11 protein-coding genes are annotated in these 14514 nt (G+C 51.3%); all 11 read right to left on the reverse strand.

Features of this window, described 5'->3' with window-relative positions:
• Window positions 1–336: 336 nt before the first annotated feature.
• Window positions 337–2013 (reverse strand): ribonuclease J, encoded by a 1677-nt coding sequence (locus MP213Fo_RS01805; protein ID WP_421090970.1) that lies wholly within the window; start codon window positions 2011–2013, stop codon window positions 337–339.
• Window positions 2014–2370: 357 nt separating this feature from the next.
• Entirely contained in the window at window positions 2371–3159 is a 789-nt protein-coding gene (locus tag MP213Fo_RS01810; RefSeq protein ID WP_421089995.1) for a biotin--[acetyl-CoA-carboxylase] ligase, read from the reverse strand.
• A 68-nt stretch (window positions 3160–3227) separates the two neighbouring features.
• Window positions 3228–4664 carry an NADH-quinone oxidoreductase subunit NuoN gene (gene nuoN, locus MP213Fo_RS01815; RefSeq protein ID WP_421089996.1) on the reverse strand — a complete coding sequence of 479 codons (1437 nt, stop codon included), beginning with the start codon at window positions 4662–4664 and terminating at the stop codon, window positions 3228–3230.
• A 17-nt stretch (window positions 4665–4681) separates the two neighbouring features.
• Window positions 4682–6187 (reverse strand): NADH-quinone oxidoreductase subunit M, encoded by a 1506-nt coding sequence (locus tag MP213Fo_RS01820; protein WP_421089997.1) that lies wholly within the window; start codon window positions 6185–6187, stop codon window positions 4682–4684.
• Complete coding sequence (gene nuoL / locus MP213Fo_RS01825) at window positions 6187–8169, reverse strand: NADH-quinone oxidoreductase subunit L (protein WP_421089998.1); 1983 nt, start codon at window positions 8167–8169, stop codon at window positions 6187–6189. The genes MP213Fo_RS01820 and nuoL overlap by 1 nt, the downstream gene beginning before the upstream one ends.
• A 7-nt stretch (window positions 8170–8176) precedes the next feature.
• Complete coding sequence (nuoK, locus tag MP213Fo_RS01830) at window positions 8177–8485, reverse strand: NADH-quinone oxidoreductase subunit NuoK (RefSeq protein WP_421090971.1); 309 nt, start codon at window positions 8483–8485, stop codon at window positions 8177–8179.
• Between the two features lie 13 nt (window positions 8486–8498).
• Window positions 8499–9119, reverse strand: coding sequence for an NADH-quinone oxidoreductase subunit J (locus MP213Fo_RS01835; protein WP_421089999.1), 621 nt, complete (start codon window positions 9117–9119; stop codon window positions 8499–8501).
• 228 nt (window positions 9120–9347) lie between these two features.
• Complete coding sequence (gene nuoI, locus MP213Fo_RS01840; protein WP_421090000.1) at window positions 9348–9839, reverse strand: NADH-quinone oxidoreductase subunit NuoI; 492 nt, start codon at window positions 9837–9839, stop codon at window positions 9348–9350.
• An 11-nt stretch (window positions 9840–9850) separates the two neighbouring features.
• Window positions 9851–10897, reverse strand: coding sequence for an NADH-quinone oxidoreductase subunit NuoH (gene nuoH / locus MP213Fo_RS01845; RefSeq protein ID WP_421090001.1), 1047 nt, complete (start codon window positions 10895–10897; stop codon window positions 9851–9853).
• A gap of 115 nt (window positions 10898–11012) precedes the next feature.
• The gene (gene nuoG, locus MP213Fo_RS01850; protein WP_421090002.1) at window positions 11013–13094 is read right to left on the reverse strand and encodes an NADH-quinone oxidoreductase subunit NuoG; all 2082 of its coding nucleotides are present in this window, start codon (window positions 13092–13094) and stop codon (window positions 11013–11015) included.
• A gap of 107 nt (window positions 13095–13201) precedes the next feature.
• Window positions 13202–14509, reverse strand: a complete 1308-nt coding sequence (gene nuoF, locus MP213Fo_RS01855) for an NADH-quinone oxidoreductase subunit NuoF (RefSeq protein ID WP_421090003.1) — start codon at window positions 14507–14509, stop codon at window positions 13202–13204.
• Window positions 14510–14514: the final 5 nt, after the last annotated feature.

Consider the following 14514-nt stretch of genomic DNA (forward strand, 5'->3'; position numbering starts at 1 on the left):
TTATAAATCAGCATAAAACACCGTGCGCCGGCAAACAACCAGCATCTGAAATAAACCGCGTCGTGCCGGTTAAGGCACGACGCGGTTTTAAACTTAGCGGCTGATATCAAACCTAAGCTAGAGCGGGAAACGTTCAGGTTGAATCACAGCGCTCGCTCTAGATTTTAGTTTTTTCGCATTGTCAAACCTATCAAGTTGATTCAACTTGATAGTGAAATGCTCTAGAGCGGGAAACGTTCAGGTTGGATCGCAACGCTCGCTCTAATTTTTAGAGTTTACGCATTTCACCATCAAGCCGATTTAACTTGATGCTGAAATGCCCTAGGAATGCCTGATCTAAGACAGTCGGGTCACAAACACAGTTGTTACCGGCTTTTTACCCCAAACATCATTCACCGCCGCGCGCACAGCACGCCGTGCTGCTTCACGCACCAGCTCAATATCCTTACGGCGGACTCTCGGAATGCTCTCAATGGCGCTGACAACAGCATCATGAATCAAATCTTCAATCAGATTTTTCTGTGCATCTTCTTCCGGCACGCCAAAAGCAACCACTTCCGGCTCATCGTAAATTTTATACTGGCTATCGAGCAGAACCGATACCGAAACATGGCCGACATAAGCCAGCTTACGGCGCTCGGTGATGCCCATTTCGTCTTCATCACCGATAAGGCGGCCATCTTTATAGATGCGACCATAGGGTGCTTCATCAATAATCTGGGCAGGCCCCGGCGCCAGACGCAGCACATCGCCATTACGGATTTGTGCCACATGCGGAATACCGGCTTGCAGACCAAGCGCGCCCTGCGCAACCAGATGTGCTGCTTCACCATGCACAGGTACCAGCATTTGCGGGCGAACCCATGCATACATGCGCTTAAGCTCATTACGACGCGGATGGCCTGACACATGCACAAGTGCATCATCATCGGTAATAATCTTAATGCCCTGCTCAATCAGCAGGTTTTTAATCTCGATAATCGGCTTTTCGTTACCAGGAATAGTACGGGATGAGAAAATCACTGTATCACCGGCGGTCAAAGCCAATGAACGCATTTCATCGCGCGCCAGTTTAGCCAGTGCCGCACGATTTTCACCCTGACTACCGGTCAGAACCATCACCACATTTTCACGCGGAATATAGCCGTAATCATCCTCGGAGAGAAACTCCGGCAGACCTTCCATATAGCCAAGATCTGTCGCAACGGCGATGCAGCGCTTCATCGAGCGGCCAACCACCAGTACCTGACGTCCGGCATCACGTGCAGCTTCAGCAATCGAACGGATACGACCGACATTGGAGGAGAATGTGGTGATCGCCACACGGCCTTTGGCATTTTCGATCAGTTCACGCAGGCTTTCAGAAACCTGTTTTTCAGATGGTGATTCACCATCGCGCATCGCATTGGTACTGTCGCAGACCAGAGCCAGCACCCCCTCATCGCCAAGCTCCTGAAAGCGCTGCTGGTCAAAAACCGGGCCAAGTGCCGGTTCAGGATCAATCTTCCAGTCGCCGGTATGGATCACACGGCCAAGCGGCGTGCTGATAGCCAGCGATACCGGCTCAGGGATAGAGTGGGTAACGGCGAGCGCCTCAATTTTAAACGGCCCGATTTCAAAGCTCTCGCCGGCACGGAAAATAGTAACCGGAATTTCAGGCGCATTATATTCAGCCTGACGTTTTGCCTGCAGCAAACCCGCTGTGAACGGCGTGGCATAAACCGGCAAGCGCAGACGCGGCCACAGATCGAGCAGCGAGCCATAATGGTCTTCATGGGCATGCGTAATAACAATCGCCCGAATATTATTACGCTCAGCTTCCAGATAGCGAATATCCGGCAGGATCAGGTCTGCACCCGGCAATTCAGGGCCAGCAAAACTGACGCCCATATCGACAACAATCCACTCACGCGCATGTTCCGGCCCATAGCCGTACATCGCAAGATTCATACCGATTTCACCAACACCGCCTAATGGCAGAAAAACAAGTTCATGATTTCCCGCAGGCTGCATATCCTGCTGTAAATTACCGTGTCCGGACTGGGGCATTCCCCCTCCTCAAATTTATATTTATTTCAGAACATTATCATTAAGCGCTGCTCCAGAGCGGGTTACGCTCAACTTGGATCGTAGCGCTCGCTCCAGAATGTTTGTTTACACCTTTTCACAGGCGTCAGGTTGATCCAACTTAACTGTGCAAAGCTCTAACAGCCACCGCTATGACAATGCAAATTTTCCATATTAATTTCATGACCTTTAACGCGCTGTGAAGCAACAATAGTTGGCAAAATTTCGCTATATACAGTGAGAAATTAGGTTTTATGGACAGTTTCAACAAAAATTGGTTGTTTAAAAACGATTATGACTGGATTAGCTCTCACCAAAGAAAACTTCACCCGCCGAGATAATCTGTTTGCGTCCTTGCGGTAGCGAAAGCAGCAAATGGCCTTCGGCATCAATAGACGTGAATATACCTTCGAGCAGTTCGCCACCGCTTTGCACCCGAATAACCTCGCCGAGTTTTGCTGCACGCTGCAGCCATAAATCACGGATTTTTGCCATACCGAGCCCGTTATCCCAGAGCGTAAAATTGCTGGCAAAACGTGCTGCCAGTTCTGTATGGAGCTGCTCTGCATTTGCGTTGTAACCAGCCTGTCGCAAGCTTGTTACCGCATAGGGCACCCCTTCCGGCACATGCAGAACATTAACACCGATACCGATCACCAAGGCTTTACGACCATGTTTTAACAGAGCGGATTCAAGCAATATGCCTGAAATCTTGGCGCCATCAGCCAATACATCATTTGGCCATTTCAGCTTGAAATCAGTTTCAGTATCAGGCAGCATATTTTCAATTGCTTCGGCCAGCGAAAGAGCTGCAACAAAGCTCAAAGTTGCAGCCACTTCCAGCGGATAGTCATGGATAAGCAGCAATGTTGCTGCCAGATTGCCGACTTGCGTCGACCATTCACGGCCGCGCCGACCACGGCCACTGCGCTGATCTTTGGTCACATACCAGACAAAACCGGGCTCGCCCGCCTGGCTATCTTGCAAAGCTTGCGCGTCCTGTAAGGCCTGCGCATTGGTCGAGCCAATATGGTCAAATGCGCGCACACTATAACCGGCAGCAATGGTTTGTTCATCAAGTTCAAAAGTCATGGCACATCCGTCAATAAAAAACGCCCGGCAAATACCGGGCGTTTATAGCAAGTTTAATCAGGTTTTGATCAGAAAAATGCTGATGCTGCGTAAGTTGCCCAGATCATGACCGGCGATGCAATCAATGAATAGAGCAGTACAAAGGCAGCTGATGCGCCCATAACCAGCTTCAATTCACCGGCAGGTGCTTCAAGTCCGCCAACCGGCTCGTCGAACCACATAACCTTGATCATGCGCAGATAGTAGAAGGCACCAACAACAGACGCCACGATACCAATTACGGCCAGCGGCACCAGACCTGCCTGAACGGCTGCAAGGAACGTATACCATTTACCGAAGAAGCCGGCCAAAGGCGGAATACCTGCAAGCGAGAACAAGAAGATAGTCATGATGGTTGCCATCACCGGATTGGTGCGTGACAGACCGGCAAGATCAGAAATCTCTTCAACATTGCCACTCTTATTGCGCATTGCCAGAATGAAGGCGAATGTGCCGAGTGTCATGACCAGATAGATCAGCATGTAAATGGCAACGCCACGGACACCGTCAACAGTACCGGCAGCCAGACCAACCAGAGCATAACCAACATGGCTGATGGATGAATAAGCCATCAGGCGTTTGATATTGGACTGACCGATGGCCGCAAATGCACCAAGGATCATCGAGGCAAGTGCCACAAAGATGATGATCTGCTGCCAGTCAGTGGTCAGCGGGCCAAATGCCCCCATCGTCACGCGAACCAGCAGTGCTATTGCCGCCATTTTAGGCGCCGCTGCAAAGAATGCCGTTACCGGTGTTGGTGCGCCTTCATAAACATCCGGTGTCCACATATGGAACGGAACCGCAGAGATTTTGAATGCCAGACCGGCCAGAATAAACACCAGACCGAATACCAGACCGAGCTGACGTGTACCACCAGTCACAGCAGCAGCAATATCCGCAAAGTTGATAGTGCCGGTATAACCGTAAACCAGTGAAATACCGTAGAGCAGCATGCCCGAGGACAAAGCGCCGAGAACGAAATATTTCAGACCAGCTTCCGTGGAACGTACGCTGTCGCGGTTGAAAGCGGCCAGCACGTAAAGTGCAAGCGACGACATTTCAAGGCCGAGATACAGTGCCAGCATATTATTGGCTGACACCATCAACAGCATGCCCACTGTGGAAAGCACCACCAGAACCGGAAATTCAAACTTGTTGATTTTCTGGTCTCTGGCAAAGCCAACCGACATGATCAGCGTGACAACCGAACCGATCAGTGTCAGCACCTTCATGAAACGGGCGAAGCTGTCATTGATGAATGCCGTGCCGAAAGCAGTGCCTTCAGCAGGAAACACCAGCAGGAGTGCGAGAGCGCCAAGCAACAGCGCTACAGAAAGACCTGTAACCAGAGTGCTGGCACGTGGCCCAGAAAAAACACCTACCATCAGCAGCGCCAGTGCGCCAACTGCAAGCAGCACCTCCGGTGCGGCAAGGGTAAGGTGGGCAATCAGATCGGTGTACATCGCTCGATGCCTTCGTCTTAATTTGCAACCGGCATGGCAACAGTTGCCACAGCCGCATTGTAGTTGTTGACCAGAGCGTCAACGGCACTCGCAGTCACATCAAAGACCGGAACCGGATAGACACCGAAGAAGATTGTCAGGATCACCAGCGGATACAGGATCACTTTTTCACGTGCGCTGAGATCCAGCAGAGCCTTCAGGCTTTCTTTATCAAGCGCACCGAATACGACGCGGCGATAGAGATAAAGCGCATAGGCAGCAGACAGGATAACACCGGTGGTTGCGATCACAGCAATCCATGTATTGGCCTGGAAAGCACCGAACAATGTCATGAACTCACCGATAAAGCCGGATGTACCAGGAAGACCGACATTGGCCATGGTAAGGATCAGGAACACAACCGCATATTTCGGCATGTTATTGACCAGACCACCATAGGCCGAGATCTCTCTTGTATGCATACGATCATAGACCACGCCGACGCAAAGGAACAGCGCACCGGAAACGATACCATGCGAGAGCATCTGGAAAATCGCACCCTGCACACCCTGCGCATTGGCTGCGAAAATACCCATCGTTACATAACCCATATGGGCAACAGACGAATAAGCAATCAGCTTTTTAATATCGGTCTGCACCAGAGCCACGAGCGAGGTGTAAACAATCGCAATCACCGAGAGCCAGAATACGAATGGCGCAAAATCGGCTGAGGCAATCGGGAACATTGGCAGTGAGAAGCGCAGGAAGCCGTAGCCGCCGAGCTTCAGCAAAATACCAGCCAGAATAACCGAACCTGCAGTCGGCGCTTCAACGTGCGCATCAGGCAACCATGTATGGACCGGCCACATTGGCATTTTAACCGCAAATGATGCGAAGAATGCCAGCCACAACCATGTCTGCATCGATGCAGGGAAGTCATAAGCCAGTAGTGTCGGGATATCCATTGTACCGGCAGTGAAATACATTGCCATCATGGCAATGAGCATCAATACCGAGCCCAGCAGCGTATAGAGGAAGAACTTGATACTGGCGTAAACGCGGCGCTGACCACCCCAAACACCGATGATGATGAACATCGGAATAAGGCTGGCTTCAAAGAACACGTAGAACAGGAACATATCCAGTGCGCAGAACACACCGATAACAAGCGTTTCAAGGATAAGAAACGCAACCATATATTCCTTGACGCGGAAATCGACCGACTTCCAGCTCGCAAGAATACAAAACGGCATCAGGAATGCGGTCAGCACCACAAACAACATGGAAATACCATCCACGCCCATGTGATAGCTGATGCCCTCACCGAACCATGCATGTTTCTCAACCATCTGGAAACCGGCGTTTGAATTATCAAAGCCAGCCCAGACAATCAGGGACAATGCAAAAACAAAAAGTGTGGTCAGCAGTGCAACATTACGGATGTTGCGACGCGCTGCTTCGCTGTCGTCCCTGATCAGAAGGATCAGGAACGCGCCAACGAGTGGCAGAAACGTGACCGTTGAGAGAATTGGCCAGTCGGTCATCAGAAAGAGCTCCCGATCATCATCCATGTGACGAGCGCTGCGACACCGATAAGCATCGCGAATGCGTAGTGATAAAGATAACCGCTCTGCAATTTAACAACGCGGTTGGTAATGCCGACCACACGAGCCGCCACACCATTCGGACCAAGTCCGTCAATAATCTTCACGTCACCGGTTTTCCAGAGGAAACGTCCCAGAGCCATGCTCGAACGCACGAACAGGAAGTTGTACAATTCGTCGAAATACCACTTGTTCAAAAGGAACTGGTACAGACCCGGATGACGTGCGGCAATTGCCTTCGGTGTTTCCGGCGAGCGGATATAGAATGCCCAGGCAGTGATGAAACCCAGCACCATTGCAATGAATGGCGAGAATTTAACCCAGGTCGGCACATGATGGAATTCTTCAAGAATTTCATTATTCGCACCGGTAAACAGAGCGCCCTTCCAGAAAGCATCATAATGCTCACCGAAGAAATAACCGACAAAGACATAACCGGCAAACAGAGCGCCAATAGCCAGCAGGAACAAAGGCACCAGCATAACAGGCGGTGAATCATGCACGTGATGCATCACTTCAGCGGTCGCACGCGGCTTACCGTGGAAAGTCATGAAAATCAGACGCCATGAATAGAACGAGGTGAATGCAGCAGCAATAACCAGCATTGTGAAGGCAAAGCCAGACGCAGCGCTGTGAGATGCATAAGCCGATTCAATAATCGCATCTTTGGAGAAGAAGCCGGCAGTACCGATAACAGTGCCCGGAATACCAAGACCTGTCAGCGCCACTGTGCCGATGATCATCATCCAATAGGTGGTCGGGATCAGCTTACGCAAGCCGCCCATGCGACGCATGTCCTGTTCATCCGATACAGCATGAATAACCGAACCGGCGCCCAAGAACAGCAGCGCTTTAAAGAATGCGTGTGTGAACAGGTGGAATGTTGCTGCACCATAGGCGCCGACACCCAATGCCACGAACATATAACCGAGCTGTGAACAGGTCGAATAAGCAATCACGCGCTTGATATCGTTCTGTACCAGACCAACAGTTGCTGCAAAGAATGCAGTGATCGCACCAATGATGGTCACAACCAGCAAAGCGGTTTCAGACTGCTCAAAAATCGGCGACATACGCGCAACCATGAACACACCTGCGGTCACCATGGTAGCCGCGTGAATAAGCGCCGACACCGGTGTCGGGCCTTCCATCGCATCAGGCAACCATGTGTGCAGCAGGAACTGTGCCGATTTACCCATGGCACCCATGAAGAGCAACAGGGCAACAACGGTCAGAGCACCCTGACGGTCAAGTTCAAAGCCGAGGAAGCTCAGCACGATCTGCGATGCATTTTCACCGGCAGCGTAATTCTGGGCGGTTGCAAAAATCGTGGTGTAATCCACGGCACCGAACAGAACGAAGATACCAAAAATACCAAGCAGGAAGCCGAAATCACCGACGCGGTTGACCACGAAAGCTTTCATTGCAGCCGCATTGGCTGAAGGCTTTTTGTACCAGAAACCGATGAGAAGATAGGATGCAAGACCCACGCCTTCCCAGCCGAAGAACATCTGCACCAGATTGTCAGAGGTTACCAGCATCAGCATCGCAAAGGTAAACAGCGACAGATACGCAAAGAAGCGCGGACGGTGCGGATCATTATGCATATAACCGATCGAGTAGATATGCACGAGCGCCGACACACTGTTGATAACAACAAGCATAATCGCGGTCAGTGTATCCACGCGGATCGCCCAGTCAAAAGACAGGGTGCCGGAGGTCAGCCAATGCAGAACCGGTAAACGCACAGGCTCGGATGAACCAAGTGCAATGGTGAAGAAAGCAACCCATGACAGCAATGCTGCAATCACGAGGAAGCCCGAGGTGATCAGCTCGCTGGCTTTGGCTCCGATTTTATTACCGAACAAGCCGGCAATCAAAAAGCCAAACAGCGGAAGGAAGACGATCGCGTAATAGAGCATCTGCCCGTCAACCTTTCATGACATTTACATCTTCCACCGCGATAGAACCACGGTTACGGAAGAACACGACGAGAATAGCTAGACCGATGGCCGCTTCAGCAGCGGCAACAGTCAGGACGAAAAGTGCGAAAATCTGCCCGGTCAGATCACCGAGCGTTGATGAAAACGCAATAAAGTTAAGATTGACCGAGAGAAGAATAAGCTCGATCGACATCAAAATGACGATCACATTCTTACGGTTGAGGAAAACCCCGAAAACGCCAAGCGTAAACAGGATCGCCGACACGGTCAGATAATGTTCGATACCGACTACCATCATGAGGCTCCTGTTAAATACCCTTGCCAGTTTCTACTTTTTTGATCTCGATCGCGGTTTCCGGTGTACGGGCAACCTGATCAGGGATCGACTGACGCTTGACACCTTCTTTGTGACGCAGTGTCAGCACAATCGCACCGATCATCGCCACCAGCAGGATCAGGCCGGCAATCTGGAAATAGAATACAAAGTCTGTATAGAGAATGTCGCCCAGTGCCTGTGTGTTCTGGCGTGTCGCAATATCCGGGATCGGATAAGCGGCATTCTGTGCAATCTTCGGCGAGAAGATCGAGGCAGAAAATACCAGCACCAATTCAGCCAGCAGAACAACACCAACCAAAGCACCAATTGGCGCGTGTTTCATCGCGCCCTGCTTCAGCTCAGCAAAATCCACATCCAGCATCATGACGACGAAGAGGAAGAGAACCGCCACAGCACCGACATAAACAACCACAAGGATCATCGCCAGAAACTCAGCACCCGTCAGCAGGAACAATGCCGCTGCGTTGAAGAAGCCGAGGATCAAAAACAAGACCGAGTGAACGGGATTGCGCGCGGTGATAACCATCAGCGCACTCGCAATCATGATGAAGGCGAATAAATAGAAAAACGCCGCCGCTATACCTGTCAGCATGGGGTTCCCCAATATCCTTTAACTTGCAGGCTGACCTGCCTGTCCAATAGCCTCACATTCTAAATTCACAGGTTGCACCCGTGAGCCGGAATATGAGGCAAAACTTCAAGCACAAATGCCATCAGCTTATATAAAGCTCCGGCATCTGTACCAACTTAAATTCCGCGCCCTGCCCTGTTTTATCAGCAGCAAAGCGACACACCTTAACGGCATGGTGGGGATCCCACCTTAACGATAAGGCGCATCCATCGCGATATTGCGGGCGAGTTCGCGTTCCCAGCGGTCACCATTTGCGAGCAGCTTGTCCTTATCATAGTACAGCTCTTCGCGGGTTTCCGTGGCAAATTCAAAATTCGGCCCTTCAACAATCGCATCCACCGGACAGGCTTCCTGACAGAAACCGCAATAGATGCATTTGACCATATCAATGTCATAACGCACTGTGCGGCGGGTTCCGTCATTGCGGCGCGGACCGGCTTCAATCGTAATAGCCTGTGCCGGGCAAATCGCTTCGCAAAGCTTGCAGGCAATGCAGCGTTCTTCACCATTAGGATAACGGCGCAGAGCATGCTCACCGCGAAAACGCGGTGAAACAGGTCCTTTTTCATGCGGATAGTTCAATGTCGCCTTTGGCGCAACGAACTGACGCATGGAGAGAAAGAAAGCGCTGACGAATTCTTTCAAAAGCAGTGATTTAGCGGCTTGAGCGATAGAAGCCATGTGATGTCTCCTTAACCTGCGAGGCCGGTAAATTTGAGGAATGCAGCGGTTGCAACAACCATGAACAATGAGATCGGGAGGAAAACTTTCCAGCCCAGACGCATCAGCTGATCATAGCGGTAGCGCGGTACGAATGCTTTAACCATGGCGAACATGAAGAAGCAAAGGCACAGTTTGAGCATGAACCAGATAATGCCCGGCACCCAATTGAGGAACCATACATCCACGATCGGCAACCAGCCGCCAAGGAACAGAATGGTCATCAATGCGCACATCAGCGTAATGGCTACATATTCACCGAGGAAGAACAGCAGGAACGGTGTTGACGAATATTCGATCATATGACCGGCAACAAGTTCGGATTCCGCTTCCACCAGATCGAATGGCGGACGGTTGGTTTCAGCCAATGCCGAGATAAAGAAAATCACAAACATCGGGAACAGTACCAGCCAGTTCCAATCAAGAAACGAGTTTGGCAGACCAAGTGTGGTACCAAGACCAGTCGACTGCGACAGCACAATATCGGTCAGGTTCAATGAGCCGGCAACCAGCAATACGGTTACAATAACAAAACCGATCGAGACTTCATAAGAAACCATCTGCGCAGCCGAGCGCAATGCACCCAGAAACGGATATTTTGAGTTTGAAGCCCAGCCCCCCATAATCACGCCATAAACTTCCAAAGAAGATATAGCGAGAATATACAGGATACCGACATTGATATTGGCAATCGCCCAGCCTTCACTGACCGGAATAACCGCCCAGGTGGCCAGCGCCAGCAACGCCGAAATAAACGGCGCCAGCAGGAACACCACTTTATTGGCACCCGATGGAATGATCGGCTCTTTGAAAACGAATTTCAAAAGATCCGCAAAGGCCTGAAACAGTCCCCAAGGGCCGACAACGTTTGGTCCCCGACGCAACTGTACCGCAGCCCATATCTTACGATCCGCATAGAGCAGATAGGCTACAACAATCAGCAATACGACGAGCAGAACGACCGACTTCAGCGCTATAATCAGCGCTGGTAAGACGTAAGCTGCAAAAATACCGTCCATTTTCCCGTCTCTCTCTTACAGCACTGCGGAACTTAAAGAACACGCAAGGGCAAGCTGTAAACCTTATATTTCAGCATAGTTTCAAGCCCGTGAGCCTGAAACTATGCAGGAACGCTTACTCGGCTGCCTGTTGGCAACCACCCTTTGCCAGTGCAGAACACTCAGCCATCACAGCTGATGCACGGGCAATCGGGTTTGTCAGATAAAAATCGCTGACCGGTGAAGCAAATGTAATAGCTTTAACAGGCGTGGCTTTTGCAGCCAGAGCCGCAATATCTGCACCCTGCCCTGCAGCAACTGCGTCAATAGCAGCCATATGCGGATATTCCGCATAAAGGCTGGCACGCAACTGCGCCAGATTGTCAAAAGGCAGCTTGGCGCCAAGTACATCCGACAACGCACGCAGGATCGCCCAATCTTCTTTGGCCTCACCCGGTGCAAAACCGGCACGGTTAGCCATTTGTACACGGCCTTCCGTATTCACATAAGTACCGGACTTTTCCGTATAGGTTGAGCCCGGAAGAATTACATCTGCGGCATGCGCACCGGCATCGCCATGCGTGCCGATATAAACAACGAAGCTTGAGCCTTTATTCGACAGGTCAAGTTCATCAGCGCCGGCAAGGAACAATACATCCATTTCGCCAGCCATATTCTGTGCTGTAACGCCGCCCTCACCCGGTACAAAACCGAGATCAAGTGCACCGACACGTGCAGCGGCTGTGTGCAGAACAGCAAAGCCGTTCCACTCATCACTCACTGCGCCAACAGCATTGGCAAGACGTGCAGCCTGCGCCAGAACTGCCGCACCGGTATCACCGGTAAGTGCACCCTGACCAATCAGGATCAGCGGGCGCTTGGCGTTTTTCAAAGTATCAAAGAACTTGTCTTTACCAGCAACAAGCTGAGCGAGGCTATCAGAGCCTGCACCAAGATAGGCATACTCATAACGCAGATCGGCCTGTTCACCGATCAGAGCAATCGGGAAGTTACCCTGACGCTGGCGCTTGAAAATACGTGCATTGAGAACAGAGGCTTCAAAGCGCGGGTTCGAGCCGATAATCAGCAATGCATCGGCCTGCTCAATACCTTCAATTGTCGGATTGAAAATATAAGACGCACGACCATTGCTCGGATCCAGCGCCACGCCATCCTGACGACCGTCAATATTGACGGAGCCAAGCTTGGTCATCAGGCTTTTCAGTGCAAAGATTTCTTCAACGCTTGTGAGATCACCGGCAACTGCGCCGATTTTACCGGCGGAACTGCGTGCAACAGCAGCTTTAACCGCTGCGAAAGCTTCCGGCCATGTGGCAGGCTGCAAACGACCATTCACACGTATATAAGGGCGATCAAGGCGCTGGGTGCGCAGACCATCCCAGATGAAGCGGGTTTTGTCGGAGATCCACTCTTCGTTCACCTGCTCATTGAGGCGCGGCAGAATACGCATCACTTCACGGCCACGGGTATCCACACGGATTGCGGAACCAACAGCATCCATAACGTCGATGGATTCTGTTTTGGTCAGCTCCCAAGGACGCGCCTGAAACGCATAAGGACGCGAGGTCAACGCACCAACCGGACACAGATCAATCACATTGCCCTGCAGTTCGGAGGTCATTGCCCGTTCAAGATAGGTGGTAATTTCAGCATCTTCACCGCGACCGATCAGGCCGAGCTCAGAAATACCGGCAACTTCCGTGGTAAAGCGAACGCAGCGTGTGCAGTGAATGCAACGCGTCATAATCGTTTTAACCAGCGGGCCGATATATTTGTTTTCAACGGCGCGTTTGTTTTCACGATAGCGCGAGCCATCGGTACCAAATGCCATTGCCTGATCCTGAAGATCGCACTCACCGCCCTGATCGCAAATCGGGCAATCCAGCGGGTGATTGATCAGCAGGAATTCCATTACACCTTCACGGGCCTTTTTGACCATTGGTGTATTGGTGAAAACTTCCGGTGTTTCGCCATTTGGCCCCGGGCGCAGATCGCGCACACCCATAGCGCAGCTTGCTGCCGGCTTTGGCGGCCCGCCCTTCACTTCAACCAGGCACATGCGGCAATTGCCGGCAATAGAGAGGCGTTCATGGAAACAGAAACGCGGCACAGTAGCGCCAGCCTCTTCGGCTGCCTGAAGAAGCGTGTAGTGATCGGGTACTTCGATCTCTTTACCGTCAACCTTGATCTTAGCCATCGCTTGTCCAAACCTGCGGCTTTAGCCGCATAAATTCAAATCCGCGGCTGTTAAGCCACATAGTTTAAAAACGGTCAGACCGGCTAACGCCGATCTGCTCCGAACTGTTATTCCGCAGCTTCAAGCCGGATATTACGGCTCTGCACAGCATTGCGGGTATAATCATCAATACGCTTTTCAATCTCCGGACGGAAATTGCGGATCAGACCCTGAATTGGCCATGCAGCCGCATCACCAAGCGCACAAATGGTGTGACCTTCAATCTGCTTGGTCACATCAAAAAGCATGTCGATTTCGCGCTTCTGCGCATTACCGGTGACCATGCGTTCCATCACACGCCACATCCAGCCCGTGCCTTCACGGCAAGGCGTGCATTGGCCGCAGCTTTCATGCTTGAAGAACTGTGACAAACGCGCAATCGCTTTGATAATATCCGTAGATTTATCCATAACGATGACACCGCCGGTACCGAATGATGATTTAACATCACGCATACCGTCGAAATCCATCACAGCATCCATCATATTTTCAGCTGTAACCACAGGACAGGAAGCGCCACCTGGAATAACCGCGAGCAGATTGTCCCAACCGCCGCGGATACCGCCGGCATGTTTTTCAATCAGCACACGGAAAGGCACGCCCATCGCTTCTTCAACGGTGCACGGGGTATTCACATGGCCGGAAATCTGGAACAGCTTGGTACCAACATTGTTCGGACGTCCAATGGACGAGAACCATGCACCGCCACGGCGCAAAATTGTCGGCGCAACAGCAATGGATTCCACATTATTCACAGTGGTCGGGCAACCATAAAGACCCATATTGGCAGGGAAAGGCGGCTTCAAACGCGGCTGCCCCTTCTTGCCTTCAAGGCTTTCCAAAAGCGCCGTTTCTTCACCGCAAATGTAAGCGCCTGCACCATGGGACAGGAAAATATCCATATCCCAGCCGCATTTGTTATTTTTGCCGAGCAGACCTGCATCGTAACATTCATCAATGGCAGCCTGAAGGGCTTCACGCTCACGCATGAACTCGCCGCGCAGATAAATATAAGCAGTGTTGGCGCCCATTGCACAACCGGCAATCACGCAGCCTTCGATCAGCGTATGCGGATCGTGGCGCATGATGTCACGGTCTTTACAGGTGCCGGGCTCGGATTCATCGGCATTTACCACGAGATAATGCGGACGACCGTCGCTTTCTTTTGGCATAAATGACCATTTCATGCCGGTCGGGAAGCCTGCGCCGCCGCGTCCGCGAAGGCCGGAAGCCTTCATTTCATTAATGATCCAGTCACGGCCGTTTTCGACCAGTCCCTTGGTATTATCCCAGGCACCACGTGACATAGCGCCTTTCAGCGACTTGTCTTTAATGCCGTAAATATTTGTAAAGATGCGATCTTTATCAGCCAGCATAGATC

The sequence above is a fragment of the Pseudochrobactrum mosebachae genome, assembly GCF_048914685.1.
GTDB lineage: Bacteria > Pseudomonadota > Alphaproteobacteria > Rhizobiales > Rhizobiaceae > Pseudochrobactrum.

Coding starts and splice junctions, on each gene's coding strand:
- MP213Fo_RS01805 (WP_421090970.1), bottom strand. CDS start 2,013: ATGCAGCCTGCGGGAAATCATGAACTTGTTTTTCTGCCATTAGGCGGT.
- MP213Fo_RS01810 (WP_421089995.1), bottom strand. CDS start 3,159: ATGACTTTTGAACTTGATGAACAAACCATTGCTGCCGGTTATAGTGTG.
- nuoN (WP_421089996.1), bottom strand. CDS start 4,664: ATGTACACCGATCTGATTGCCCACCTTACCCTTGCCGCACCGGAGGTG.
- MP213Fo_RS01820 (WP_421089997.1), bottom strand. CDS start 6,187: ATGACCGACTGGCCAATTCTCTCAACGGTCACGTTTCTGCCACTCGTT.
- nuoL (WP_421089998.1), bottom strand. CDS start 8,169: ATGCTCTATTACGCGATCGTCTTCCTTCCGCTGTTTGGCTTTTTGATT.
- nuoK (WP_421090971.1), bottom strand. CDS start 8,485: ATGGTAGTCGGTATCGAACATTATCTGACCGTGTCGGCGATCCTGTTT.
- MP213Fo_RS01835 (WP_421089999.1), bottom strand. CDS start 9,119: ATGCTGACAGGTATAGCGGCGGCGTTTTTCTATTTATTCGCCTTCATC.
- nuoI (WP_421090000.1), bottom strand. CDS start 9,839: ATGGCTTCTATCGCTCAAGCCGCTAAATCACTGCTTTTGAAAGAATTC.
- nuoH (WP_421090001.1), bottom strand. CDS start 10,897: ATGGACGGTATTTTTGCAGCTTACGTCTTACCAGCGCTGATTATAGCG.
- nuoG (WP_421090002.1), bottom strand. CDS start 13,094: ATGGCTAAGATCAAGGTTGACGGTAAAGAGATCGAAGTACCCGATCAC.
- nuoF (WP_421090003.1), bottom strand. CDS start 14,509: ATGCTGGCTGATAAAGATCGCATCTTTACAAATATTTACGGCATTAAA.